Source organism: Guptibacillus algicola (assembly GCF_020171805.1).
In the GTDB taxonomy this organism is placed as follows: Bacteria; Bacillota; Bacilli; order Bacillales; family Guptibacillaceae; genus Guptibacillus; species Guptibacillus algicola.
Window position 1 is genome coordinate 12,723 of the sequence record NZ_JAIVAF010000003.1, and the last position, 26,640, is coordinate 39,362.

General features: G+C 41.6%; 27 protein-coding genes. 23 read left to right on the top strand and 4 right to left on the bottom strand.

What is annotated here, in order from left to right; all coding sequences use genetic code 11:
• The first annotated feature begins 12 nt into the window (after window positions 1-12).
• The 11 genes from LCM09_RS07540 to LCM09_RS07590 all read left to right on the top strand — a co-directional run bounded on the left by LCM09_RS07540 (window position 13) and on the right by LCM09_RS07590 (window position 11,557).
• Window positions 13-1,185: a hypothetical protein gene (locus LCM09_RS07540; protein WP_224880274.1), complete on the top strand. Its 1,173-nt coding sequence runs from the start codon at window positions 13-15 to the stop codon at window positions 1,183-1,185.
• Window positions 1,186-1,214: 29 nt separating this feature from the next.
• Window positions 1,215-1,757: a GrpB family protein gene (locus LCM09_RS07545; protein ID WP_224880275.1), complete on the top strand. Its 543-nt coding sequence runs from the start codon at window positions 1,215-1,217 to the stop codon at window positions 1,755-1,757.
• Window positions 1,758-1,890: 133 nt separating this feature from the next.
• The gene (locus tag LCM09_RS07550) at window positions 1,891-2,076 is read left to right on the top strand and encodes a hypothetical protein (RefSeq protein WP_224880277.1); all 186 of its coding nucleotides are present in this window, start codon (window positions 1,891-1,893) and stop codon (window positions 2,074-2,076) included.
• A 364-nt stretch (window positions 2,077-2,440) separates the two neighbouring features.
• Window positions 2,441-4,357 (top strand): endonuclease MutS2, encoded by a 1,917-nt coding sequence (locus LCM09_RS07555; protein ID WP_224880279.1) that lies wholly within the window; start codon window positions 2,441-2,443, stop codon window positions 4,355-4,357.
• Between the two features lie 108 nt (window positions 4,358-4,465).
• Window positions 4,466-6,358, top strand: coding sequence for a M48 family metallopeptidase (locus tag LCM09_RS07560; RefSeq protein WP_224880281.1), 1,893 nt, complete (start codon window positions 4,466-4,468; stop codon window positions 6,356-6,358).
• Window positions 6,359-6,565: 207 nt separating this feature from the next.
• Window positions 6,566-7,819 (top strand): MDR family MFS transporter, encoded by a 1,254-nt coding sequence (locus LCM09_RS07565; RefSeq protein WP_224880282.1) that lies wholly within the window; start codon window positions 6,566-6,568, stop codon window positions 7,817-7,819.
• Between the two features lie 36 nt (window positions 7,820-7,855).
• Entirely contained in the window at window positions 7,856-8,224 is a 369-nt protein-coding gene (locus LCM09_RS07570; protein ID WP_224880284.1) for a glyoxalase superfamily protein, read from the top strand.
• A complete protein-coding gene (locus LCM09_RS07575; RefSeq protein WP_224882859.1) occupies window positions 8,214-8,720 on the top strand; it encodes a GNAT family N-acetyltransferase in 507 nt (168 codons plus the stop codon). The genes LCM09_RS07570 and LCM09_RS07575 overlap by 11 nt, the downstream gene beginning before the upstream one ends.
• Complete coding sequence (locus tag LCM09_RS07580) at window positions 8,717-9,886, top strand: winged helix-turn-helix domain-containing protein (RefSeq protein WP_224880286.1); 1,170 nt, start codon at window positions 8,717-8,719, stop codon at window positions 9,884-9,886. The genes LCM09_RS07575 and LCM09_RS07580 overlap by 4 nt, the downstream gene beginning before the upstream one ends.
• A 65-nt stretch (window positions 9,887-9,951) precedes the next feature.
• On the top strand, window positions 9,952-11,223 hold the full coding sequence (locus LCM09_RS07585) for an MFS transporter (protein WP_224880287.1): 1,272 nt from the start codon (window positions 9,952-9,954) through the stop codon (window positions 11,221-11,223).
• Between the two features lie 127 nt (window positions 11,224-11,350).
• Complete coding sequence (locus LCM09_RS07590) at window positions 11,351-11,557, top strand: DUF6366 family protein (protein ID WP_224880289.1); 207 nt, start codon at window positions 11,351-11,353, stop codon at window positions 11,555-11,557.
• Between the two features lie 50 nt (window positions 11,558-11,607).
• Here LCM09_RS07590 and LCM09_RS07595 read toward each other — a convergent pair whose 3' ends face one another.
• Entirely contained in the window at window positions 11,608-12,384 is a 777-nt protein-coding gene (locus tag LCM09_RS07595; RefSeq protein WP_224880291.1) for a 3-hydroxybutyrate dehydrogenase, read from the bottom strand.
• Between the two features lie 226 nt (window positions 12,385-12,610).
• Here LCM09_RS07595 and LCM09_RS07600 point away from each other — a divergent pair, with 226 nt between their 5' ends.
• The 3 genes from LCM09_RS07600 to LCM09_RS07610 all read left to right on the top strand — a co-directional run bounded on the left by LCM09_RS07600 (window position 12,611) and on the right by LCM09_RS07610 (window position 15,720).
• Entirely contained in the window at window positions 12,611-14,347 is a 1,737-nt protein-coding gene (locus LCM09_RS07600) for a sulfatase-like hydrolase/transferase (protein ID WP_404800827.1), read from the top strand.
• Window positions 14,348-14,447: 100 nt separating this feature from the next.
• Window positions 14,448-14,939, top strand: coding sequence for a hypothetical protein (locus tag LCM09_RS07605; protein WP_224880294.1), 492 nt, complete (start codon window positions 14,448-14,450; stop codon window positions 14,937-14,939).
• A 277-nt stretch (window positions 14,940-15,216) separates the two neighbouring features.
• Window positions 15,217-15,720 (top strand): DoxX family protein, encoded by a 504-nt coding sequence (locus LCM09_RS07610; RefSeq protein ID WP_224880296.1) that lies wholly within the window; start codon window positions 15,217-15,219, stop codon window positions 15,718-15,720.
• 65 nt (window positions 15,721-15,785) lie between these two features.
• On the opposite strand, the gene LCM09_RS07615 is transcribed toward LCM09_RS07610, so the two are convergent.
• From LCM09_RS07615 to LCM09_RS07625, 3 genes are all read right to left on the bottom strand, one after another.
• Entirely contained in the window at window positions 15,786-17,309 is a 1,524-nt protein-coding gene (locus tag LCM09_RS07615; protein WP_224880298.1) for a BCCT family transporter, read from the bottom strand.
• 601 nt (window positions 17,310-17,910) lie between these two features.
• Window positions 17,911-18,174 (bottom strand): hypothetical protein, encoded by a 264-nt coding sequence (locus tag LCM09_RS07620; RefSeq protein ID WP_224880301.1) that lies wholly within the window; start codon window positions 18,172-18,174, stop codon window positions 17,911-17,913.
• A gap of 28 nt (window positions 18,175-18,202) precedes the next feature.
• The gene (locus tag LCM09_RS07625; RefSeq protein WP_224880303.1) at window positions 18,203-18,385 is read right to left on the bottom strand and encodes a hypothetical protein; all 183 of its coding nucleotides are present in this window, start codon (window positions 18,383-18,385) and stop codon (window positions 18,203-18,205) included.
• A gap of 218 nt (window positions 18,386-18,603) precedes the next feature.
• Between LCM09_RS07625 and LCM09_RS07630 the strand changes: the two genes are divergently transcribed.
• The 9 genes from LCM09_RS07630 to LCM09_RS07670 all read left to right on the top strand — a co-directional run bounded on the left by LCM09_RS07630 (window position 18,604) and on the right by LCM09_RS07670 (window position 26,503).
• A complete protein-coding gene (locus LCM09_RS07630; protein ID WP_224880305.1) occupies window positions 18,604-19,461 on the top strand; it encodes an ABC transporter permease subunit in 858 nt (285 codons plus the stop codon).
• Entirely contained in the window at window positions 19,458-20,486 is a 1,029-nt protein-coding gene (locus LCM09_RS07635; protein WP_224880307.1) for a peptide ABC transporter permease, read from the top strand. Before LCM09_RS07630 ends, LCM09_RS07635 begins: the two co-directional genes overlap by 4 nt.
• Before the next feature lie 18 nt (window positions 20,487-20,504).
• Complete coding sequence (locus LCM09_RS07640) at window positions 20,505-21,344, top strand: GNAT family N-acetyltransferase (RefSeq protein ID WP_224880309.1); 840 nt, start codon at window positions 20,505-20,507, stop codon at window positions 21,342-21,344.
• A 21-nt stretch (window positions 21,345-21,365) separates the two neighbouring features.
• Window positions 21,366-21,992 (top strand): NUDIX hydrolase, encoded by a 627-nt coding sequence (locus tag LCM09_RS07645; RefSeq protein WP_224880310.1) that lies wholly within the window; start codon window positions 21,366-21,368, stop codon window positions 21,990-21,992.
• A gap of 46 nt (window positions 21,993-22,038) precedes the next feature.
• The gene (locus LCM09_RS07650) at window positions 22,039-22,587 is read left to right on the top strand and encodes a GNAT family N-acetyltransferase (protein ID WP_224882861.1); all 549 of its coding nucleotides are present in this window, start codon (window positions 22,039-22,041) and stop codon (window positions 22,585-22,587) included.
• 146 nt (window positions 22,588-22,733) lie between these two features.
• The gene (gene merR, locus LCM09_RS07655; protein ID WP_224880312.1) at window positions 22,734-23,132 is read left to right on the top strand and encodes a mercury resistance transcriptional regulator MerR; all 399 of its coding nucleotides are present in this window, start codon (window positions 22,734-22,736) and stop codon (window positions 23,130-23,132) included.
• 14 nt (window positions 23,133-23,146) lie between these two features.
• The gene (merF, locus tag LCM09_RS07660) at window positions 23,147-23,371 is read left to right on the top strand and encodes a mercury resistance system transport protein MerF (RefSeq protein WP_224880314.1); all 225 of its coding nucleotides are present in this window, start codon (window positions 23,147-23,149) and stop codon (window positions 23,369-23,371) included.
• 27 nt (window positions 23,372-23,398) lie between these two features.
• Window positions 23,399-25,048, top strand: coding sequence for a mercury(II) reductase (gene merA, locus LCM09_RS07665; RefSeq protein ID WP_224880316.1), 1,650 nt, complete (start codon window positions 23,399-23,401; stop codon window positions 25,046-25,048).
• A gap of 108 nt (window positions 25,049-25,156) precedes the next feature.
• A complete protein-coding gene (locus LCM09_RS07670; protein WP_224882863.1) occupies window positions 25,157-26,503 on the top strand; it encodes a dihydrolipoyl dehydrogenase family protein in 1,347 nt (448 codons plus the stop codon).
• Window positions 26,504-26,640 lie beyond the last annotated feature (137 nt).

The window sequence follows — 26,640 nt, forward strand, 5'->3', positions numbered from 1 at the left end:
GTTTTTAGTCGTATGATCGATACGTTTTTATTTATCATGACTGTAGTAGGAATTATCGTGTTTTATCGGAAATCAGAGGAGCCAGAGCCTTATTTATTGCTGAAGATCATCGGTCTTGTGATTCTAGGTGAATTTCGGTTGGAATTAGATCGTCTCGTTCTTCCTCTTGGGTTTCTAATATTCTTATTGTTTGCTAGAACGTTGAAGACGAATACCAAAGCAAAAAAAGGAGCTGCTTATTTTGGGTTCCTTATTTTTTGTTTATCGCTTCTTTTACCATTCATCGAAACGACCGTTTATGAATGGCCAAGAACCGTGGAGGTACAGAATACGAACTTCTACAAGGGGAGTATGGTTGAGGAATTCCGCCACTTACAAAATGAATTAGAAGGTAGGAATTTTAATGGGAGGATCTCAAAGTTTGATATGACCATAAGTAGCGCTGGAGATTTTGAAGATCTCACCATGCATGTTACGGATCGATATGGACCGGAAGATGTTAGCTATGATGTTACCCTGTCGGAAGATGATAAAGAATTTATTGTGAGACGAAAGCGATTTGAAAAAGAACCAAATGGAGTATCAAATACAAATACATGGAGGGAAGCGACGTTCTTTCTTGCTCAGGTTGATCTTCTAAACGAGCAGATGTTAAACCACGAGAGTGCTAATTATTATACGTTAAGGTCATCAGGTGAGCGGGAAGACTACGCTGTTGAAAATACCGAGAAATACATCATCGATACCGCTGGGAAACACAAGGTAGAGAATGATGACTTGCCTTTTGAAGCGATCGTTGTGGAAATATGCGATCAAGACTGCGACGTTCATGAGCATTTTCTTTTCGACGTGTTAGAAAGATACCATGACGTTACAGAAGAAACGGTTCTAGGTGTAGCAAGAGAAGATTCTTCTGATATCTCTGAATGGTTGAATGCGCATCATGGGTACGCGATCGGTCACGAAACGAACGGGGAGTACTTCTTGAAAAAAGACGGTGAAACGATCGAGGTGACAGAACGAGAGTATGTTGAAGCGTTAAAAGAAACGCCAATGATCGATATCGAAAAGGACGACCACATTTGGCAAGTAACGGTGGAGAATCCTTACGGGGAAGCGCCTCATACGATGGAATTTATGATGAATGTCGAGACGAGAGAAGTGATTAGTTTACATATCAGGTGAATTGAAAATGATTTAAGGAGGAGTATAGGATGCTAGGACTTGATAAAGGGGAAGTCAGGTTAGCACCACCCACTCACCATTGGAAAGAATTATTTCATCAAGAAAAAAAGATCCTGGAGCAACATATCGGCGAGTACGTTATCGATATTCAACAGTTTGGTAGTACCGCGATAGATAACATAAAAGCAAAGCCAATCATCGATATTCTCGTTGGAGTTGAAGAGATCGGGCAAGTAGACGCTTTTGACAAAAAAGCATTGAAGCGAGATGATTACTACCACCTACCAGGCGTCCAAATCGAAGGGAAAGTCGTGTTTGCGAAGTTTTCAGATTTAGAAAGGTTGACGAAAACCCACATTCTCCATGTTGTTGAATATGAGGGGGATTGGTGGAAAAAGCATCTTGCGTTTCGTGATTATCCTAATGGTCATGCCGACACTGCAAAAGAATATGAGCAGCTTAAAACGAAGCTCGCTCATGATTTTAGTGATGAAGAGAAATCTTATACAAATGGAAAGGTTAGGTTCGTAGAAGAAGTACTACGTGCAGCTCTACTGGATAAAGCAGATTAGTCGTTAATCTAGCTAGCGAGAGAGGGAAGGAGAATTAGTTATTACCGTACTAAAAGCAGTAAATATCATCATTGCCATCATTGCGTTCAGTGTTGGGATGTATGATTTATTCGTTGAAAGAATCGAAATGAATATGAACCTTAAAGTTTTGTTATTAGCGACATTGTTTTTAATGTTTGGGATAGAAAAAGCATTGAAACGAGAGGAAGGGAAGAAACCATTCAACCTCTTTCTGTTTACCGGCGTCATCCTTTTTTTGATGCTGGGGATTGAATTTATGTGGTATTGGATTGAAGTGAATTTTCTTTCAACAGTTTGACAAGAAAGATAAGGTCGAATATCATAATAAGCAATAACAGAACTTTTTACCGCCTAAACAAGAATAGGAGAATGATGTATGAGTGTGGTTGTTCTTAACTAATCCACGAATTGGATAGCACCTGTTGTAATGAAGAAAAAACGTGCCAGAGGGACGTTTACTTCGTTATGGAGCAACAGGGCAGTTAAGAACAAGCATAAGCATAGCTGATTTTTCATCATAGAACGCTATGACTGAGCTTATTCAGTCATAGCTTTTTTGATGTCTCGGGCGGTAAAAAGGGGATTCGTCTAGAATCCATCTGTTTATCATGAGCCACGATGAGCTAACAAGCTTGTCGTGGCTTTTTTTATAGGAGGAGAACATGAATACACAAACAATTGAAACACTAGAATTCAACGAAATTATTGAAGCGATCAGGTCATCCGCCTTAACAAATAGAGGAAAAGAATCGATCCGGAACCTGAAGCCTTCGACGAACCAAACCTTAATCGAGAGGTGGTTAGAAGAAGTCGAAGAGGGTATTGCGATCTTGAACGTGAGTGGAAGCGTTCCGCTCCACAGTTTGAACGACATTGGTCTGCTTATAGATCAGGGGAAAAAAGGACTTTTTATTCGAGCGATTCAATTTACTGAAGTCGTTTCGTTTTTAGAGCATTGTACGAAGCTTAAGCGGTTTATGAAGGATAAAGGAACGGTCGCTCCAACGATCAGTTTGTATGCTGAGTCAATCGAGGACTTAAGTTCGTTAGAGGAACAGATTCATGCTGTGATCAAGCATGGTCAGGTTGATGATTATGCATCAAAGAATTTGTTGAAGGTGAGAAAACAATACAGCGTGAAAAAAGAGAAGCTAAAAGAACGTCTCGAGACACTCGCAAAGAAATACGCGAAATGGATGCAGGAAGCTCGTCCAGTCGAGAAGAATGGACGGCAGACGCTTCCGATCAAACGGGAGTATCGCAAGAAGGTTACAGGGAGCGTTGTCGATCAATCGTCATCAGGCGCAACGCTTTTCATCGAGCCGAATGAATTATCGGCTATCCATGATGACCTTCAGCTCCTCGCGTTACAGGAAGAGCAAGAAGTGGAACAAATTCTATATGGATTGACTGGAGAAGTGCTCGCTTGTGAACGCGAAATCAACATTGCGCTAGAAACGATGCATCAGTACGATATCATCTTCGCAAAAGCAAAATACAGCAGAAGAATTGATGGCAAGACGCCAGCGTTCTCAAGCGACTTTAGAATCGATATCAAAGCGGCAAAACACCCGCTATTAGGTGAAAAAGCAGTTCCGCTATCGTTAAAAATGACGGAAGGCGAGCAAGCTCTTCTCATCACGGGACCAAATACAGGAGGAAAGACGGTAACGTTAAAAACGGTTGGGCTTCTCTGTATAATGGCGCAGTGCGGCATTCCGATTCCGACAAAAGAGACGTCTACGCTGCCAATCTATAAACAGATTTTCGTTGATATTGGTGATGGTCAAAGCCTTGAGGAGAACTTGAGCACGTTCAGTTCTCGTATGGTTAACCTCATCGACATCTTACGAAAAGCAAACGATCATTCGTTACTTCTTTTAGATGAAATCGGTTCTGGGACGGATCCTGGTGAAGGGATGGGACTCGCAACGGCTATTCTCGATCAGCTTGCAGCCAAAGGGGCAACGATTTTCGCGACGACGCATTATAGTGAGATGAAACAGTATGCGAAAGAGAAAGATGGGTTTATCAATGGTGCGATGGAGTTCGATCTCGAGACGCTGAAGCCGACATATCAACTGTTATTAGATACGACTGGGAAAAGTCAGGCTTTTGCAATCGCTCATAAGCTCGGGTTACACCCAGATATTTTGAAGCATGCGAGCAAGATCACGTATAACGAAGAGCAGGAATTCGAAGTAGACAAAAGCGAACTTACTACTACTGATTATCAGCAGCAAGTAACGGTGAATCGCTATGGTAGAAAAACGGCGAAGAAGGAAGAGAAAGCAGAAGTAACGCTCTTCCATCAAGGTGACAATGTGATTATTCAGGCAACAGAAGAGATGGGCATCGTGTACAAAGGACCTGATGATCTAGGGAACTATATCGTCCAGGTTCAGGGAGAGAAAAAGTCTTTCAACTATAAACGGCTAAAGCTGCACATCTCAGCAAGTGATCTCTATCCAGAGGATTACGATTTCGATATCATCTTCAAGTCGAAAGAATACCGTAAAACGAAAAAGGTGATGAGTCGGAAGTATGAGGATGGACTAACGTTGGAAGAAGAAGATTAGAGCGAGAAAAAAGTTTATCTAAGCCGATCACAGATGGGTAGATGTGCCCATCTTAATTCCAGAATCTCCTGATATAATTAGCTCAATTACGATGAGGGAGATAGAGGTATGACGAATGTTGCGTTTGAAAAGCTCGTTAAGGAAAAGGAAATCGAAGCAAAAGAAAACCGAGCCTCCTACAAGAGGAAGGTAGCTGCATTTTCATTAATCGGATATGGCTACCTTCTCTTGATGTTTGGCCTGATTTTAGGTTTGTTTTCATTTGCGATCGTGAACTTTGTTAGCGGATCCTTTACTTTTGGTGGGATGAAATTTGGGCTTATTACACTAGTCTTAGGAATCATCATGACACGTGCACTATGGGTACGGTTCGAACATCCTGAAGGGGTTACCCTATCAGAAGATGACGCACCTGATCTATTCGTAACCATTCGTGATATTCAACATAAATACAAAACCAAAACCGTGCATGAAGTGCTATTAACGAATCAATACAACGCGAGTATCGTGCAACATCCAAGACTGGGCGTATTCGGCTGGTACAAAAACTACCTCGTCCTCGGTCTACCGCTTATGCAGGCAATGTCAAGAGATCATCTCGATGCGATTATCGCACATGAAATGGGGCACCTAGCAAATAAGCATGGCCAATTCGGAACATGGTTGTATCGTGTACGTGAAACGTGGATCAATTTACTAGAGAAATTTGAAGAATCGGAAGTCTGGGGCGGGTTCTTGTTCAGGTGGTTTTTCCGCTGGTTTGTCCCTCGTTTTGATGCGTATTCACATGCGCTAGCAAAACAAGAGGAACACGCAGCTGATTGTTTTTCGAGTCACTATACCGAGCCGCACGTCGTTGCGGAAGCATTAGTGGTGACAGAAATAAAAGCGTATCTTTACGATGAGTTCTGGGATAGGTTGTATGATGAAGGGCTAGAAGAAAAAGAGTGTCCTCGTCCATTTCGTCGCGTTCAGCAAGTGCTCGATTACCATGATCCCGTTCGAAACGAAAAGAGTTGGAACAAGGCGATAAAGCGAGTAGCATCTGTTCATGATACACATCCTTCCTTAACGGAACGTCTTCAAGCGTTAACGGTCGAGATGAATGAGGTCCCATCAATCGTTGTCACTTACCCGGCCGCAGATTTTTATCTAGAAGATAAAGATCATTTCATCGAGTTCTTTGATGATGTTTTCGTTCGAGTCGAGAAAGAAGATTGGAAAGAACGTAAGTATGAAAAACAACAAATGAAGCTAGAGCTTGAAGAGCTAGGTGCAAACTCTACACTGTCCTTAGAGGATGCGATCAAAAGAACCACCCTTTTCGAAGATGTGTACGGACCGAAAAAAGCGCTACCGGTTTATGAGCAGCTGTTAACCACCTACCCTGAAGCGAAATTGAACGTAACGGTGTTGATGGGGATTGGGAATGCTTACTTTGAAAGTGAGGATGAAAAGGGATTCGAGCCCTTGGAAGAAGCGATGAAACGAGACTACAGAGTTGGTCTCGACGCGCTATCCCTAATGGCGAACTACTATGAATCAAAGGGTCTTCATGAACAGATTCTCACTCTTGATGAACGTGCAGCTGAATGGAGCGATTTAGTAGAGAAGGCAGATCAGGAGCGAAATGAAGTTGTGGCAGGCGATCACTATGTTTTACCAGTGTTGAAAACTGAAATCGCCAGGATGATCTCTCAATACCTTCGCTTATTTCCACAAGTGCGTGTCGCTCACTTGTTTGAAAAAGTGGTCACACACTTTCCTGATCAAAAGGTCTACGTGCTCACAGTAGAACTAGAAGAATCCTATGTTAACAATAAAAAACGAAATGAATTTATGGAACGTGTATGTGATGAACTAGAGGCTGATGAAGAAATCATCGTGCAAGTAACGAACGGAAACAGAATGATGAAAAAAGCGATTCAAACACTTCCAGAAAGTGTGATCTATGAAAAGGGGAAGAAGTTTATCGAACCTGAGATTCCGTCTGTGGGGTGAATCGAAAGAGCTTTGAAGCATGTTGCTTCGAAGCTCTTTTTTTCAGCTCGTTTTTTGTTTCCTGCTTTCAACAGTCTGAAAGTTTGGTAAACTACTATTATCAACTTTTTCCAATTGGAGAAAGCCATTCGTCTATTTTTATATCATACGAATCAGCTGTATCAAACAAATTATTGTACCATTCGAAAGAGTAGAAAGAAGGTTGTTATGAGGTTTAGAGATTTTCACAAGAACATCAAGATCCGAATCATTGAGTCATTTATAAGCCGTTTTATCGGAAGTATGATTTTCCCTTTTATGTCGATCTATTTAGCTGTCCATTTTGGCGCGAAGATTGCAGGGATTCTATTACTTATTAACGTATTTGTAGGGATAGGGATCACATTTGTAGGAGGGTATTTTGGCGATCAGTTCGGTCGTAAGAACATGATGCTAGTTGCTGAAATCCTGCGATTAGTTGCTTTTACCACAATGATGGTATGCAATTCACCTTGGTTTGAATCAGCTTCGATCACCTTTGCCATGATGACGGTGAATAGTATCAGCTGGGGACTCGCTGGTCCTGCAAACCAGGCGATGTTGATCGATGTTAGTACACCTCCTCAGCGGAAGTTAATGTATTCGATCACATACTGGGCAAACAACTTGTCTATCGCTATTGGAGGAATTATAGGCGCTTTTCTTTTCAAAGACTATTTGTTTCAGTTATTCATGGGACTGAGTGTATCGGCTATGGTCGTTGTGATCTTAGTCGCATTCTTCATTGAAGAAAGTCATGTACCAACTGCTTCGAACCTCAAGCCTCATCAGCATGTTCTTCAGTTGTTTGCTACATATAAAAGCGTATTGAGTGATAAGTTGTTCGTGATGTTTACGATCGCTGGCGTATTGATTCTTTCACTAGAGTTTCAGCTTACGAACTATATAGGGATCAGGCTTAGTGAAGAAATGGAGACGCAGCAGTTTCTGTTATGGGAAATTGATGGGGTGAAAACCATGGGATTTCTTCGGAGTGAAAATACGATCATGGTTGTGCTTCTGATGCTATTCATTACGCGCATTCCACATAAGCTTCAGGATAAGTCTGTCCTCGTGTTGAGCTGCTTGATGTTTACTGTGGGTTACGGTGCTCTCGCTTATTCAAACAACTTGATGATACTGTTTGTGATGATGGCGGTCCTTACAGTAGGTGAAGTGTTTCGGGTGCCAGTAGAGCAATCCTACATGGCTTCCATTCCACCTGACGATGCGAGGAGTTCTTACATGGCGTTCAACGGTTTGAAATTCAATCTTTCGATGTTAATTGCTTCAGTGACAGTCACTCTTGGGGCGATTCTACCTTCAGTTGTTATGGCATGGATGATCCTAGGTATTGGACTAGTAGGTACACTTATTTATCATCTGATCACGCCAGCTCTTGATAAACGGAGAGAACTTGCGGAAATGAAACAGGCAGTATAGCCGAATTGACCACTAATTTAGAAAGGATGATTCAACATGATCACACCGATTTTTCGAATCTTTGATAGTGAAAAAGCACATGCCTTTTACGTAGACTTTCTTGGTTTCCAAGTTGACTGGGAGCATCGGTTTGCGGAAAACTTGCCATTGTATGTTCAAGTTTCAAAGGATGACGCCGTGCTTCACCTTTCAGAACATCATGGGGATGCCACGCCAGGTGGTGCGATTCGAATCAATAAGATCGACCTGAAAGAGTATCATGCAGCGATTCAAGACAAAGACTATGCCTTTGCTAACCCAAGCATTGAAAAGAAACCGTGGGGGACGATCGAAATGACGGTCCTTGATCCATTTTCTAATAGGATAATCTTTTATGAAGAGGTTGCGGGTAGTGATGGAGATTAGGATTGATAAACTATCTGCTCTAGATAAAGATGACTTGTTTCGATTCGAAGTTGCGAATAGAGCGTATTTTGAAGAGATGGTACCAACCCGTGGAGATGAGTATTATGAGTTTGATCGTTTTCTAGAAAGGCATAACGCTCTACTTGAGGAGCAAAGCGTAGGCCGGACGTCTTTTTACTTGATTAGAGATCGAGAAAATAACATTGTTGGGCGGATCAACTTAGTTTGTGAGGAAGAGAATCGCTTCGATCTTGGTTATCGAATCGGGCGCGACTATACGGGCATGGGGGTTGCGAAACAAGCATTGAAGCTTTTGATCGATGAGGTGAAGGTGTCTGAGATTGAAGAAGTGCATGCGAAGACGACTTCAAATAACATCGCTTCACAAAAAGTGTTGGAAAAGAGCGGGTTCAATCGTGTTGGTCACGATGAGGAGTGTTTTAGCATGAATGGAGAACAGGTAAACTTTGTGTATTATTCTTGGAGGAATGCATGAAATCAGTAATTGCAGGTGAGAGGATGGAAAACATACAAATACTAAAAGGTGATCGTAAGGTGAGGTATCGTTCTGAAGAGATCGATTTGCTACCTAAGGAGTTTCAGTTATTCCTCTATTTATATGAGCGGCAAGCCCAGGTGTTTAACAGAGACCAGCTTCTCGAAGCTGTTTGGGCGATGGAAGCACCGACTGATCGAACCGTTGATGATCATGTTTACCGCTTGAGGAAAAAGCTATCTCCACTATCATCTGTAATAACTATTGAAACGGTGAGGGGACAGGGATACAGACTTCAGGTTCAAAAGAATGTACATAGTAGTCCACTGTTACATGACGACGAAGTGTACTCCAATGTGAAGACACTTTTTCACAAATATCACCTTTATGGACAAGGCGATGCGCTTAAGCTACTCGAAGAAAACCAGGCTGTGTTTGGTTTTGAGCTCGATCTTCAAAGTAAGCTCTACCTTCGTTTTATGAAAGGCGATTTCGAGTCTTTCCTCGACACGGAGGAAGTTTCATTTTGGGAGAAATGCTACTACCTTCTTCATCTGTATTCCTACATAACTAGTGATAAAAAGAAGAGTCTCGCTTATTTCACGAAAGCTTTGGACGCTAAAGAACTGCCAGAGCACCACCGGCTTGAAATTAGACTGTTGAACCGCTTGTCATTATTGATTCTTACAAAACAGCTTGATGAAGCGGAAAGGCTTCTTCTCAATTCAAAAAAAGAGGTACATGAACGGGAGCTTGAGGGATTCATTCCGATGCTGTTTCTAACCGAAATCTACCTCGCTTTTTTAAAAAGGGACCCTTCAGTCATTCAGACCAAAGTGGAGGAGATGGAGAAACTGCTCCTTCGGTATCCCTTCTCAAGAGAACAAGCGAGTTTTACAATCATAAAGGGTGTACAGTGTCTTACTTCTAAGAACATTGATAACGCGGAGGAACACTTTGATCAAGGAATACTCCTTTTCAAGGAAGCGAAATATGTACCAGGTATTTTGATCAGTTTAATGACGATTGTGTTTTTTGTTGAAGAGTTTCAGAATGAGTCCTTAGGAAAGCACTATCACCAAATATGGAAAAGCTATGCGGAACAATACAAGTTTGCCTCTCTTGAACGGAAGATTGAGAGCATGCTAGCGTTTCATCTTAACTAAAATTTCCCCTCTGATATTCCTCTGACATTCACTCGTTATACTCCAAGAAAAGGGAGGTAACGGATGTGAAGAAAAGGAAAACTCTTTGGAAAGATTGGAACTTTGTACGTTTTTTTGCAGCCAATACGCTTTCAAACTTTGGAAACTGGTTTGATTTTGTTGCAGTGCTCATTTTGTTTCGCTACACGTGGAAGGCAGATCCGATCATGATTGCTCTCATCCCAGTGATGTATGCGATCCCGAGTATTTTGTTAGGGCAGTTCGCAGGTGTGTTTGCGGACCGGAAGAATAAGTTACGAATTCTCATCACTTCTGACTGGATACGAGCAGGACTTACATTTTTACTTGTTTTTACTCCTTCACCACTGCTCGCATTACCCGTGCTCCTGCTTCGTAACACTGTGGGGGTTGTCAGTCTTCCCGCACAGCAAGGGCTGATGAGAAGTATCGTAGATGAAAAAGATATCATGAAGGCCGTGACGATAAACGGTAGTTTATTTCAGCTCGTGAAGGTGGTCGGTCCTCTCCTAGGAGGTTCTGTTGCAGGTGTGCTTTCGCCTGATTTTTCAATTGTTATAAATGCCGTTTCCTTTGCTATATCTGGATTGGTTTTGATGGGAATCACTTTGAAGAACAACGAGGTTGAGAGGGAAGAGCAGTCTCTTTCTATTAACGAGTCTGGATTCTTTGAGTCTTGGAAGGAAGGATGGAGGATTGTATTTCAGAGTAGAATCCTTACAGCGAGCATTCTGTTTGGGGTCGTGAGCACGCTTACCATTCAAATGATCGATGCACAGTTCGTCACATTGTTCAGTGAGGTCTTTCCAGACAAAAAGGAAATGACGGGCTGGGCGATTTCTGCGATCGGAATCGGCTCGTTACTCGTTGTACTGCTTCTGAATAGAATCGGAGCTATCTATAAGTATGGGTGGTACTTTGGTAGTGGAAGTTTGCTTATCGGAATCATGACAGGCGGGTTAGGGTTTCTTGGGGATTACAGTTTTATGGTTGTGGCAATTGGTTTTGCGTTAATCGGGGGCATCGGAAATGGGGTTATTTTTACTGCAGTAAACTATCTTATTCAAAAAGAACCACCTAAAGATGCAATCGGACGGGTTTCAGGAATCGTGGATTCTACTTTAAGTATTTTGTTTATTGTTGGTCCTCTTCTTGGGGGAATTCTTATCGAATTGTTTGGTGTCCTAATCGCTTTCAGGTGGATTGGAATAGTTCTGACGGTGATTGGCACGGTGGGGATTCTATTTCAGGAAGTTATCTGGAAACAGAAAAAAATCGTTGGTTCGAGTGAGGAAACCAAAAGCGGAGCGGTATTTTAATTGGATATAAAATGATTACTGCACCCATATAGTATTGTTGGTATTGGAAGTTGCGTGAAAATTTGTAACTAGTATGATGGTAATTTGGGAACTCTAAAGGCCAACCGTTAAGGAGGGCAAGTAAAGTATGACACATGACGTAAAGTCTTCAGAAAATCAAAGTAAAAAAGGTAAAAGTGAGAATGATAAGGAAGGGTCTGAAGGTACCACAAACCACGCCTTCAAAAGAGAACCTTGTATTTGGGATAGGGTAGATGGATTAGGTCCGAAAGCGGTCGGCTTGATTATCTTTGGAATCATCCTTTTATTTCTAATGCTTTCGTTTTTCATATAATAAGAAGAGAGCTTCCGGGTATGGAAGCTCTCTTCTTATTTAAAGAACTCTTACTGCGCAGTATATCCACCATCAATAACTGCTGCTTGTCCTGTAATACTCTTAGCTTTATCACTACAAAGGAAGATCGAGTAATCTGCCACTTCTTGAACTTGAATTAATCGTTTTTGAGGTACTAGAGGATAGATTACTTCTTCTAATGCTTTTTCTTTCTCGATATTTCGTGTTTTGGCAAGGTCTTCAAGCTGGTTTTGTACGAGAGGCGTGTCTACATAACCTGGGCAGATTGCGTTCACGTTGATTCCTGAGTCTGCTCCTTCTAGTGCTGTAACCTTCGTCAGACCGATTACTCCGTGCTTCGCACTGTTGTAGCCTGCTTTACCAGCGAAACCGATAAGTCCATTGATCGATGCCATGTTCAAGATGCGCCCGTAACCTTGTTTCTTCATGATTGGGAAGGCATGCTTGATGCCGAAGAAAGGTCCTTTCAGCATGATGTCGAGGATGAGTTCGAATTTCTCAGAAGGGAATTCTTCGACAGGTGCAACGTGCTGGATGCCTGCATTGTTAACGAGAATGTCGAGTCGTCCGAATTTCTCGACCGTCTTTTCGATCGCATTCTTCACATCTTCTTCCTTCGCAACGTTAGCCACAACTCCATCAACCGTGTGACCTTCATCCGTTAACGCTTTGATCGATTCGTTCAATGTATCCTCGTTAATATCGTTCAACATGACCTTCGCGCCAGCTTTTGCGAATTCTGTTGCGATTTCGAGTCCAATTCCCTGACCTGACCCTGTAATCAATGCTACTTTACCGTCTAACATTGTCATGAACCTCCTTGATTTCTTATATACTTTCTTATATTACCCAATCTTCCTTTTTTCACTAGAACGGATTGAAAGTTTTTGCATTCTACAATGTTTGAGCTTATTCGGGGAGTGACAGGCACCGTAAAGGGCACCAGGAAAGGGGTTATACATTGTGGAGAGTGAAGGAAAACGGTATACATCACTAATCGAGAACGGTAAGAAGCCTAATTTTCTCATATTGATGGTTGATGAGGAGCGCTATCCATCAGTTTATGAGAACGCGGAGCTTAGAGAGTGGCGGAGAAAGAACTTGATCACTCAAGAGCTCTTAAAAGAAAATGGCTTTGAATTCAACAAACACTATGTTGGTAGTACCGCATGTAGTCCGAGCCGAACAACGTTATACACTGGGCAGTATCCATCGCTTCATGGTGTGTCACAGACGAGTGGCGCAGCGAAAGGAGCATTTGATCCCGACATGTTTTGGCTCGATCGGAGCACGGTTCCGACGATGGGTGATTATCTTAGAACAGCAGGGTACCGAACGTTCTGGAAAGGGAAGTGGCATGCGTCAGATGAGGATATTCTCATTCCAGGCACAAAGAATGCCCTACCTAGCTATACGAACACAGGCCTTCCTGATGAAGATAACGTGAAAGAGTACCTTAACGCGAATCGGTTGAATGAGTTTGGCTTCAGTGGTTGGGTAGGACCTGAGCCGCACGGGACAGCGCCGCGTAATTCTGGGTCCTCGGCTGGAATCGGCATAAGCGGGCGAGATGTTATTTATGCTGAAGAAGCTGTAACACTGATTCAAACACTCGATAACGATTCGTGCGACACATCGCCGTGGATGATCATGGCCTCGTTTATTAACCCACATGACATCGCGCTTTATGGTGCATTCACACGAAATAATCCGATGTATAACTTTGAAGTCGATCCATCAGTGCCATTTATTCCTCCTGCACCAACTGCAAGTGAGTCATTATCAACGAAACCAAGGGTGCAAGAAAGCTATCGACTCACTTATCCAAAAGCAATCCAACCGCTGCACGATACTCTCTTTTATCGCCAGCTGTATTATTCTCTACAAAAGCAGGCAGATAATGAGATGTTTAAGGTTTTTGATGCGCTCAGGAACTCTTCTTTTTATGAAGATACGATCGTTTTGTTCTTCTCAGATCATGGAGATATGTTAGGAGCGCACGGAGGATTGTTTCAAAAGTGGTTCAACGCGTATGAGGAATCGATTCATGTACCGTTCATCATTCATAGTCCGAAACTTTTTTCTGGTCGAGAAGGTACGGAGATGCTGACGAGTCATGTGGATGTGCTGCCAACGATGTTAGGACTCGCTGGCATTAACGTGAAGGAGAGCGAACAAAAACTCAAGAAAAGTCATAACGAAGTGCATCCTCTTGTCGGACGCGATCTCACGCCTTTATTAGAAGGAAAGGATCACTTTTTTAGAGCGGACGAACCACTCTATTTCATGACTGACGATAACGTGACACAAGGGTTAAATCAGGTGACGATCACTGGTGACCCTTATGAAGCGGTCATCCAACCGAGTCACATCGAATCGATTATTACGAGGCTTCCGACAGGAGAAAACAGAGAGAGCGAGCTATGGAAGTTTTCTCGGTACTATGATAATCCTCAATTTTGGAGTAATCCAGGTGTTTCCGATGTTGTCGTACATGAACAAAAATCCGTACCAACTTCAGATAATGTGGAAGTCTCACTTTGTATTACAACAACGAAAGTGAATCCTTTACCAGATGAATATGAGCTATATAATGTAACAACTGATCCACTTGAAGAGAAAAACTTAGCTGATCCAGCGTTTCAAACACCAGAATCAATTGAGGTTATGGATATATTAATGGTCGCTTTAGATGAACAGTGTAAGCAGAAGAGGCTAACTCCATCTAGTGGAACTGTTCCAGGGATGCCCTCGTGTGAAGAGGGATAGAAGGGAAGAGAGCTGTTTTATATTTTATAAGCGAATCTTTTTCATTCATAGGGAGATAGTAAAAATGAATGAAATAAATTAGGTCGAGGTAGATTTACTTATGACATCAAAACGGCACGTTCTCTTTAATCTCTGTATGATCCTTATTCCGTGGTTATCACTTCGATTTATCGGCAAGCGTTATATCAAGCGGTTTTTCTTGGCGAGCTTTATCATTTTTGTTTTCGAAGTATTGAACCATTTGTATGGACGGAACCGAAAGTGGTGGAAGTTCTATGATAAGCCAAGTTCGTTTCTAAGAGATGAATTCCCTTTTGATATCGGGCCGTATATGCCGATGTCGATGTGGATTCTGAAATACTCTTACGGAAACTTTAAAAAGTTCGTAGCGATCAATGCGATTGCGAATGGCATGTTTGCTTTCCTGTACATCCCATTTTTAAAAAAGATAAAAATCGTTCGTTTGGATCGGTTAACGTATTTTCAATTCTTTCTCTATATCCACTATAAAGCGTACTTGCTGTATGGTGTGCAGAACTTGTATGAAAGGGTACGGAAGGTGAATAACGGAGAGGGAAAAGAGAGCATATAGTAGTTTGAAAGAAAATAATCGTCGTTAGAAGGAAGCATATTACTTAGAGTACCCTTGTCGTATTCTATTGTGGGTGCTTCTTTTTGGTTTAATTGGAATGTGAAACCATAAATACAAGCAATTAGTCCTGGATCGAAATAATGAATCCTAGGACTTTTTGATGAAGTATTCCTTTTCTTATTGACTAACATGTCTCTCATCGTTACTTTGAAGATGACGAATGTTTCCTAAGGGAAACTTTTTGTCTTTAGGTAAAAATGAAAGGGGAGAAAAGATATTGGTCATGAATTGGTTTAGGAATAACGCTGTTGCTGCTTCATTATTAGCAATTATTCGGGTATATGTCGGATATACATTTTTGACAGCAGGGTGGGGAAAGATTTCAGGTGATGAAAAATTTGATGCGAGCGGCTTTTTAGCTGGAGGAATCGAGAAATCGACGGGTGAGCATCCAGCTGTCCAAGGATGGTATGCGAGTTTCCTTGAAAACGTCGCACTGCCAAATGTTTCATTCATTAACGTGTTGGTACCGTGGGGAGAGTTCTTAGTTGGAATAGCGTTGATCCTTGGTATTCTGACAACATTCTCTGCGTTTATGGGATTGATCATGAACGTGAACTTTTTACTAGCAGGTGCAATAAGTACGAATCCAAATCTGATGATCATGGAGTTTCTATTATTAGTTGGCGGATGGAATGCAGGAAGGATCGGCTTAGATTATTTTCTTATTAAACTGAGAGAAAAAAGAGTTGGAAGTGAAGAAAGAGAAGTTGCTGCTTGATTTGCGGTGGGTTTCTGCATAAAAAATGAGCAAGGAGGCTACAAGCTCCTTGCTCTTTATATTTGTTATTTTTTGATTCCTTGTTCAGCTGCCATCTTTCTCGCGACTCTCGGTGCTAGCCACACCATCGGTAGAAGGAGGAGTGAAACTGGAACAGCTGTTACAACGATAAAGTTCTGAAGCTGCGTGATTCCACTGTCGCCAGTAATCAATAGGATAACTGCAACAGCGCCTAGAAGAATAGCCCAGAATACGCGTAACCAGCTCTTCGGATTTCCTTCACCTGTTACCGCCATTGCGATCGTGTACGACATCGAATCCGTCGTAGTTACAACGAATAGAATTGTTAAGAGCAAGAACAATGGTGAAACGATGGTTGCGAGCGGGAACTGCTCCGTAATCGCAAACATTGCAGCAGGATTTCCTGCAGCGTTCAACGCCTCAGAAATTGACCCTGGGTTTGTCAGTTCAAAGTGAATGCCTGATCCACCAAGGACTGTAAACCAGAATGTTGAAATCACTGGTGCGAAGATCGATACTGCAATGATGATGTCTCGAATCGTACGTCCACGAGAAATACGTGAAACGAGGATCGCCATCATTGGTCCGTATCCAATGAACCAGCCCCAGAAGAAGACTGTCCAGAACGAAAGCCAACCAGTGTCGCCACGGAACGTGGACATTGCGATAAATTCATTCACATAGTAACCGAATCCGGAAATGAAGTGGTCGAAGATAAAGCCACCTGGTCCGAAAATCACGATGAAGACCATCAAGACAATCGCGAGTTGAACGTTAAAACTACTTAGAATCTGAATTCCTTTGTAAAGGCCTGTTACCGCTGAGATCGTCGCGATCACGACAACCGCTAAGATGATAGAGAACTGTGTACTGAACTGATTCGGGATTCCGAAAATCTCTTGCAGGCCGTAGCTTGCTTGAAGACCTAGAAACCCAATAGGTCCAATCGTTCCTGCTGCAACTGCGATAACAGAGAACGCATCGATGACCGTTCCGATCCAGCTGTGGCGAAGACGTTCACCAAAGATCGGATAAAGAAGCGTACGAGGCTTCATCGGCATCCCTTTGTGATAATGACCGTACATCATCACGACAGCACTGATTGTTCCGAGAATTGCCCATGCGAGAAAGCCCCAGTGCATGAAGCTTTGAGCGAGTGCAGGGTCGATCGCAGCTTGTGTACCTGCTTCGATTCCTGATTGAGAAGGTGGAACAGTTAGGAAGTGGTACATCGGCTCAGCCGCTGCCCAGAATACCCCGCCACCTGCAAGAAGCGTCGCCATAATAATGGAAAGCCACTTGTACAAGCTTAGTTCAGGTTTGTCTAAATTACCCATTTTTATTTTACCGTATCGAGAGAAAGCTAGCCCAATTCCAACGAAGAATGTCGCTAACATCAGTACTTGCCAGAAAGCACCGAAGTATTTTGCTGACCATGCGAAACTATTGCTAACGATCATTTCTACAAGGCTTATATCAAATAGTGCAAGAAACACGAAGAGAACCAAGATTCCTCCGCTTATACCAAATACCGGCCAGTCAATCCGACCTGTCTCTTTATTTTCCATATCGTACTCCTTTAGATTTTCTATGTGTGCGCTAGGCACAAAGATTTACTCTACCACCTGAATAATAAGGATGCAAGAAATTCAGCGTTCTTTCTATTCAAAACCTCTTTTAGGATGTATCTTGCCCTAACTCCTTCCAAATCATGAGAAGAAATGGGAGAGAAAAGTAGCCGAGGCGAGTTATTTTGGAGTTAGCTGATTATGGTGGGGTTTTGGCTTATGATGCGTGTTAGTGGGTGCTCATTTATAGGAGGAAGTGCTGATGAAAGTGAGGTTTCACTGATATATTGGGGGAAGCGCTGATAAAAGTAAGGTTTCGCTGATATATTGAGGAATCGCTGATAAAAGTGAAGTTTCGCTGATATATTGGGAAATCGCTGATAAAAGTAAGGTTTCGCTGATATATCCTGAAAATCGCTGATAAATAGGTGGATTTCGCCGATATATTCAGAAAATCGCCGATAAAATAAAAATATCGCTGATATCCGGTCGAACGGCACTGTGTTTTGCCAGACGAAGTAACCACAGGACTAGTTGGTTACTCAAAAAGGGAACTTTCAAAGAGATGTGTTCGTAGAAATAGAAGAATATAGCAGATCCGCTACATAATAGGTAAGCTGAAAACCCACGGAACGATCTTAAAATTCATCTTCCGATCGATCGGTGCTAGATAGTGTTCATCGCTCGTGTCGATATAACGCTTGTTCATCAATCCGAAAACGACAAGCATAAGGATCGCCGTTGGAAACCCGATTGGAAATCCAAAAAAATAAAAGGCAGCGAAGAAACTGCCTATTAATAAGATGAAAAGCATAATCAAAAGAAGAAGTTGCTGACCAAAAGACATCTCGTTTTTCTTTGCCATGTACAAGCCTCCGATAATCAACTCAGGGTTATCGTTTTTTCGGTGTGCGTCTTTTCATGGTAACGAACATGTATCCAACTGCGATCGCGATTGAAAAAGAAACGAATGGTGACATCGATATGTCCTGATGTTGAAGGGAATCGACATAGACGATGATGGCTGCAGGGAATAAGAAGAGAAACAAAACAACATTCAGCAGAATTTCTTTCATGATCGTAACTCCTCTCTAACCTTTGAATCGATAAGACAGCCGAGAAACAGGTCACCACTTATACATTCTCTATCTTGATACTATCTTCTTACCTTTTATTTATGAAAGATAAACCAAAAAATGTAAGATGTTTTATGAAAATTTAACGCAATAATATGGGAACTTTTCGTTATTTTCTCCGTCTTAACTTTAATGGGGAATTTTATGGAGGAGATTGTATGAAAACGGGAATGAAGTTTATCTCAATCATTTTGAGTATTCTACTGATCGGCAGCTTTGCTGGCATGTTCCAAAATGGAATTGAGATGAGTCTCAAGGAATTTTGGAATCAATTTATCCATTTAATAGGAGCGATCGCTAACCTTAGGGAGCTAACATATGAACCGTTGTTTGGCAGCACGACGGTATATCCAGTTTTTCCAGCTATTTTTGAGTACTATGGCTATTCCCTTTTTATCTTGGTTGCAGGATTTGGTTTAGCGTTGATCGGAAGCTTAGGGTTAACTTATATCACGTTTCTTCTGCCATATCGATTAAGAAAGATGTTTATCAAAGTAACAGGTATCCTTGAGGCAATACCTGACCTTTTTATTATCGTAGTGTTTCAGATTGCGATTGTCTCGTTGTACAAAGAGACGGGACTCTTGATCTTTGAAGTAGTCGGTGGATTCGAACGTCCAATCGTTCTTCCGCTAATCACGTACGCTGTCTTGCCGGCTATTCTTCTTTACCGAATCATGCTGCTCACGTTTGAGGATGAATTAGTTACGCCTTATGTGGAACTTGCGAGGGGAAAGGGACTCTCTACGAGACGAATCTTGTTGAAGCACGTGTTACGAAATGCGCTTTTTACCGTCGTGAATCACTCCCGAACCATCATCGTTCTCATGCTATCGAACCTGGTGATGCTTGAGATTCTCTTCAATTTATATGGACTAACGTGGTTTATGGTGAACAATATTAGTGTCGAAATCGTTGTAATCGGGATACTGATGATTTTCGTACCGCTCTTTCTTATTGAGGCTTGCTCGAGATTTTTCATTCAGCGTATAACCGGAAAGGAGCTGGCTGAATGATGGGAAAGGCACTGTTAAAAAACGTTCAATTTATGCTAGGCTCGATTTTCTTATTCAGTGTTTTAGCAGCAAGTATTCTCTACACCGTATTTTTTCAAGATCACATCCCAGTTGCTGATTTAACGTATGGTGAAAATGGAGATGTTCTTGCGAGACCTCCCTATTCACCACTGGAGCACCCTCCATTCGGGACAGATAATGTTTCTCAAGATCTGTTTTTCTTGTTGCTCGTTGGTGCAAAGTACACATTGGGCATTGCCCTGTTAATCGCTTTTGCGAGATTTGCGCTGTCCTTTCTGCTCGGTGTTGGACTGCAACTGTATGCTGCGCCAATTTTGAAGAGAGTTAAACCGTTACTCGAGGGGTTCTTCTACTTTCCTGCACCACTCCTTGCTTACCTGATTCTAAGCTGGGTTTTAATGAGAGATTTGTTTATGGATAGTGAATTCTCAACAACATTTACAGAGCGAGTTGCGTTTGAAGTTGTCATCTTGATTCTTATTGGTGTGCCGATCACGATGACGACAATTGCGAGAGAAGTAGAGCACTTACAAGAAAGAGAGTTCATTACAAGTGCTAAGGTTCTAGGAGGAAGTCGTTTACATATGTTGAAGAAGCATCTGATGCCTTACTTACAACCACAGCTTTTCCTCGTCTTTATTAGAGAATTGATCCTCGTTTTGTTGCTGTTAGCTCACCTTGGCATTTTAAACGTTCTGTTCGGCGGTGTAGCGATAACAGAGGATATGTTCGGCAATAGCGTATTTGTTTCGTTATCAAATGAATGGTCAGGTCTGATCGGGAACAACCTTAAGTTCATATTCACAACATATGCTTGGATTCCGCTCGTTCCCATCATTTGTTTTACCGTGACGATCCTCTCATTAAAAATGATGGTGGAGGGCTTTCAGGTTGCTACTGAACGTGCTTCGAGAAAGCCTAGAGTTGTTCGAAAAGAGAAGGAAAATCAAGAGAGCTATAATAAGCAGATTAATAATCGTTCGTTCGAGTCGTTAGGCGGCTAGTTAGAAAGGGGCTTTTTAATGATACGGGATTTTAGGATTGAAGATGTAGATGAAGTAAACGAGGTGATTCAAACGAACGTAGCGAGTTTGGAGATTGGAAACGCTGAAGGTGTTAGCTTACGTTGCGATAAGTTTCTCGTTTTCGATCAAAACGGTACGAAAGGAATCGCTTACGTAACGATCTCCCGAAACGATGCGAACGAGAAGGAAGCACAGGTCAACGTATTCGTTAAACCAGCATTCAGATTGCAAGGAATTGGTACAGCGTTATATAAAGAATTGGAAGGTTACTTGATCGATCGAAAGCCTGATGTCATAAGTGCTTACACAAGAGTAGATATTGAAAATCATGAACGCTTTTGTAATAAGGTAGGCTTTCATAAATGGTGGGGTTCGCCTGAACTCGTGTATGAGGGAGAGCGATTTCCTGAAGGTGATCATGAATTTGAACGGTATGATGACGCCTACTTTGACCAGTTCGTCAAAATGGTGCAAGATGCTTTCTATGAAGTGAATAAGAGTAATGATATAAAACCCTATCTCGCTACAGAAGAGAGTGTTCGAAAGTATCAACTAGGAAATAAGGAGAATGTCTTTTTACTAGTAGAGAATGGCGAAATACTAGCATCTGTTACGATTGGGGATGGGTCGATTGTTAATCTGATGGTATCTCCTCGTCATCAAGGAAAGGGTTTGGGGAAGAAAGCTCTTCAATTTGGCATGAACCAGTTGCTTGATAGAGGGTATGAGAAAGTCAGCATCTGCTACATGGAAGGCAATAGGTATGCAGAGAAACTGTATGACTCGCTAGGGTTTAAACCTGTACAAACTACTCATGTATATAGAAAGTTTTTATAAACATAATTAAGGAGCTTACATATGGACCAAGAAAAACTAAACATCTACGATGAACACCGTAATCACATCGGTGTGGCATCACGTAAAGAAGTGCATGAAAAAGGTTACTGGCATGAAGCTTTTCATTGTTGGTTTGTGAGCTTAGAAAAAGAGAAAATTTCGATCTATCTTCAGCTTCGTAGTAAAGGTAAAAAGGACTATCCTGATCTTCTCGATATTACAGCTGCAGGTCACATTCTAGCAAATGAAACCGTTCAGGATGGTGTGCGAGAAGTGAAAGAAGAATTAGGAGCCGATGTTGCTTACGAAGAGTTAGAACAACTCGGTGTGCTAAATTACTGTGTGGAAAGAGGGTCTTTCATAGATAAAGAAATTGCGAATGTTTTCTTGTATCAGACTTCTATTGAGATGAAGGACTTCACCTTTCAAAAGGAAGAGGTCGCAGGGATGGTCAAAGCAGACTTTCAAGATTTTACATCACTTTGGAAAGGCGATGTCGATTCAATTATGATACAAGGTTTTAAGATTGATGAGGATGGAGCACAAGTCGATTGTAGAGAAGCGGTGGGGCGAGATAAGTTCGTTCCCCATGAAAAGTCGTTTTATTTAGAAGTTATTGAGCGAATCAAACAGAAATTGGGTTTGTAGTGGTCAGAACTAATAATGGTTAGACGTAGAGGTGCATGCAATTATGATGAACGAGTTTCCAGTAATTGAAACGGAACGATTGGTATTAAGGGAAGTAACCAGTAAGGATGCGCCAGATATGCTAGTCTATTTATCAGATCCAGACGTAGTGAAGCATATGGGATTAGAACCTTTTCAATCGATCGATGACGCATTAGATGAAATAAAATGGTACAAATCGATTTATGAGGAAGATACTGGGGTGAGGTGGGTGCTTTCGCTGAAATCTACTGAGAAGGTGATTGGAAGCTGTGGATTCTTGAATCGACATCCTAAACACAAGCGAGCTGAGATTGGCTTTGAATTGAGCAAAGATTTCTGGGGAAAAGGATATGCGAGTGAGGCGTTAGAAGCAGTCGTTGCATATGGCTATCACGAGTTGGAATTGGAACGGATTGAGGCGTTAATTGAGCCTGATAACTTGCCGTCTCAGAAGCTAGTGGAGAAACACGGCTTTATGAAAGAAGGAGTACTTCGGCATTACGAGTATACGTGCGGGAAGTTTGATGATTTGGCGATGTATTCGATGTTGAGGGGAGAATATTTTAAGTGTTGAATAACGAAAAGGAGATTAGGTGAGAATTTTAGTGACCGTCATTTTTTAAACAGATCAAGACAAGAATGAATAAGAATAAGTGAATCGTTAACGCTTGACCCTGTACCATGGTACAGGGTTTATTCTATATGAAGAGGTGATTTGCATTGAGACTTCAGGTAAGTGAATTAGCTAATCTTTGTAGTGTGAATAAAGAAACAATCCGCTATTACGAGAAAGAGAACTTAATACCAGAGCCGAGTCGTAATCAATCAGGGTACCGTATGTATGAGGAATCTACTGTGAAACGAGTCAAGTTTATTAAGAGAATGCAAGAACTTGGCTTTTCATTACGTGAGGTGCACAAATTGCTCGGTGTAGTTGATCATGATGATGTGCGATGTAAGGACATGTATGATTTTGTGTCAGAGAAAGAAAAGGAAATTGAGAAGAAAATAAATGATTTAGAACGCATGAAAGATGTACTGATCGATTTGAAAGGTCGATGTCCAAGTACAAAAGATCTTCATGAGTGTCCAATTATTGAAACACTAATTGTGGATTAAAAAGGGAGGATGAGATGAGTAGCAGCAAAACATTACTATCAGGAATAATTGGAACGATTATCACTATTATTTGTTGCACTTCTCCAGTGCTGGTTATTTTGCTAGGAGCTATAGGGTTAGGTGCTTTCACAGGCTACCTAGATTATGTTTTGATTCCGACACTGGTTATTTTTCTTTCCATAACGATCGTTTCTTATCGTAAAAGAACAAGTCGTTCCAAAAAAACGAAAACCGGATGAACGTAGAAGAGGAGGAGTCTTGTCTCGATGAAAACAGTTATGAAGATAACAGGTATGACATGCGATACATGTGAAGATCATGTGATTCAACTATTGAAAAGTCTCGGTGCTGAAGAGGTTGAAGTGAGTTTTCGCGATGGTCATGCTGTCTTTAGAAATTCAAATCATATAAGTGAAGAGGACCTGAAAAAGGCATTCGACAGATCACCGTATCGTGTCGTAGCCATTCATAATAATGAACAATCTTCACAAAAAGCTTCCGTATCAATGCCAACAAATGATCTAGATTATGACTTTATCGTTATTGGATCAGGTGGAGCGGCTTTTTCTGCTGCAATACAAGCTTCAGAAAAAGGTGCTAGGGTTGCGATGGTTGAGAAAGGAACTGTTGGAGGAACCTGTGTGAATATAGGTTGTATTCCCTCAAAGACATTGTTGCGTGCAGGAGAGCTAAACAACCTTGCTCAACACAACCCATTCAATGGCTTGACGCTCCAATCTTCACAGCCAGATTTGTCAAAACTTAAAAAGCAAAAGGATGAGCTCGTACAGAAACTTCGTAAGGAAAAATATGAAGATCTTATTGACGAGTATAAATTTCAATTGATAAAGGGTGAAGCCCACTTTAAAGATCGTCACACCATCGTTGTGAAAGGTAAAGAAATAACGGCTAGTCACTTTCTTATTGCTACTGGAGCCTCTCCTGCTGTTCCAGATATTCTTGGACTGAAAGAAAGCGAGTATTTAACAAGCACCTCAGTATTGAATTTAACAAATGTACCCAACCATCTTATAGTCATTGGATCAGGATATATAGCGCTTGAATTAGGTCAAATGCTTCATCAGATGGGCTCAGAGGTAACATTAATGCAACGAAGTGACCGTCTGCTTAAAGAATATGATCCTGAAATTTCTGAAGCCATGGAAACGTCTTTAGCTAAAGAAGGTATTCGGTTGCTCAAGAACGTTAAATACGAAAAAGTTGTTCAAAAGGGAAATGAAAAGGAAGTTCACATTAAAGTTGACGGATCTCATCAAGTGGTTAGTGGAGATCATTTGCTTGTTGCTACAGGCCGTATCCCAAATACAGCAGCACTTCAACTACAAGAGGCAGGAGTTGAGGTCGGGAATTATGGTGAGGTAGTCGTCAATGAGAGCTTAGAAACGAATGTCCCACATATCTATGCAGCGGGAGACGTCACGCTGAGTCCTCAGTTCGTTTACGTTGCTGCCTATCAAGGAAATATAGTGGCAAAGAATGTAGTAGGTCCTCATAAAAAGAAACAAGATTTGAGTACTGTTCCTGGCGTGATCTTTACGTCTCCCTCAGTTGCGAGTGTTGGACTGACTGAGCGACAAGCTAAAGAACAAGGCTACAATGTAAAAAGCGCTGTTTTACCATTAGAAGCCGTTCCTAGAGCACAAGTCAACCATCAAGCAAATGGCGTTTTTAAGTTAGTTGTGAATGAAGATAACCAGCAATTGCTAGGTGCTCATATCGTAGGAGAAAATGCAGGAGATGTCATTTACGCCGCTACATTAGCAGTGAAATTCAAACTAACGGTTGAAGATTTGCAGGAAACCTTTACCCCTTATCTAACGATGTCTGAAGGGCTCAAACTAGCTAGTTTAACGTTTGATAAAGTTGTATCGAAACTATCCTGTTGTGCAGGATAACTTTGTAGACTATTAATATATCTGTCCATTCAAAACCAAGTACATCGTTTGAGTAAATACAAGTAAGGAAATGAGTATCCATATCCAAAGTTAGTTTCAGGAGGTTAAATTATGAAATCATATGATCTTATCGTTATTGGCTCGGGTTCTGGTGGTTCCGTTACAGCAGGAAAGTGTAAGAAAGCTGGATGGAGTGTCGCTATGATCGATAGCAGACCTTTTGGGGGGACGTGTGCCTTAAGAGGATGTGATCCAAAGAAAGTGTTGGTTGGAGCAGCAGAGTTAATGGACTGGAATAATAGGATGGAGGGACATGGTATCCAATCAGAGGCTTCTATCGACTGGAATGAACTTATGAAATTCAAAAAGACGTTCACGGAGCCAGTTCCAAAAAAGAAAGAAGAATCTTTGAACGAAAGCGGCATCGATACGTATCATGGGAAAGCTTCTTTTGTTAGTGAAAACGAAGTCCAAGTCGGAGATGAAACGTTGAAAGGCAGCCGGATTTTGATCGCAACAGGAGCAGGACCATCTAAACTGAACATTGAAGGTGAAGAAAATTTTACGTATAGTGATGAATTTCTTGATTTAGAGGAACTGCCTAAAAAGATTATTTTTGTAGGTGGGGGCTATATTTCATTTGAATTCGCACATGTTGCAGCGAGATCAGGTGCTGAAGTACACATCGTTCACCGTGGTGAAAGGACGTTAGAAAACTTTGATTCAGACCTTGTCGACATACTGATGGAAAAGTCAAAAGAAATCGGAATTCAAGTGCATTTGAAAAGCTCAGTCGCATCTATTGAAAAGAGAAAAGAAGGGTATACGGTTACTGCTACACAGGGCGAAGATTCGTTCGAGTTAGAAGGCGATCTCGTTGTGCATGGTGCGGGAAGAAGGCCTTCTCTTGATATGGATCTAGAGAAAGCGAATGTAGAATATGACAAAAAAGGAGTTAAAGTAAATCGTTACTTGCAAAGTGTAAGCAATCCGCATGTGTACGCAGCAGGCGATGTTGCTGCGACAGACGGTTTACCATTAACACCTGTTGCTGGTTTAGAATCACATGTCGTTTCTTCCAACTTGTTAAAAGGAAATGAAAAAGAAGTTGAATACCCTGTGCTTCCTTCTGTTGTCTTCACTGTTCCAAAAATCGCGACTGTCGGTCTGAGTGAGCGTGAAGCAAAAGAACGAAACCCAAATGTGAAGGTCATTCATGAAGAAGTATCGAACTGGTTCACGTACAGAAGAACCAATGAATCCCATGCTGCGATTAAACTTCTTATCGATGAAGAAAACGACCTTGTTGTTGGAGCGCATCTAATCAGCAATGAAGCGGATGAACTGATCAATCATTTTGCGACTGCGATTCAATTTAAAATAACGACGAAGCAGCTGAAGAAAATGATCTACGCTTATCCGACTTCAGCATCAGATATTGCTCATATGTTGTAAAGGTAAAATATCTAGTTGTTTATGAAGTCTCACCTCAATCCGATTGGATTAGGTGAGGCTTTTTTAAAAGGCGAATATTTTGAAATACTAGATAAAAACCCATTGACCCTCACGTTGCGTTATATCCTATAGTAGCT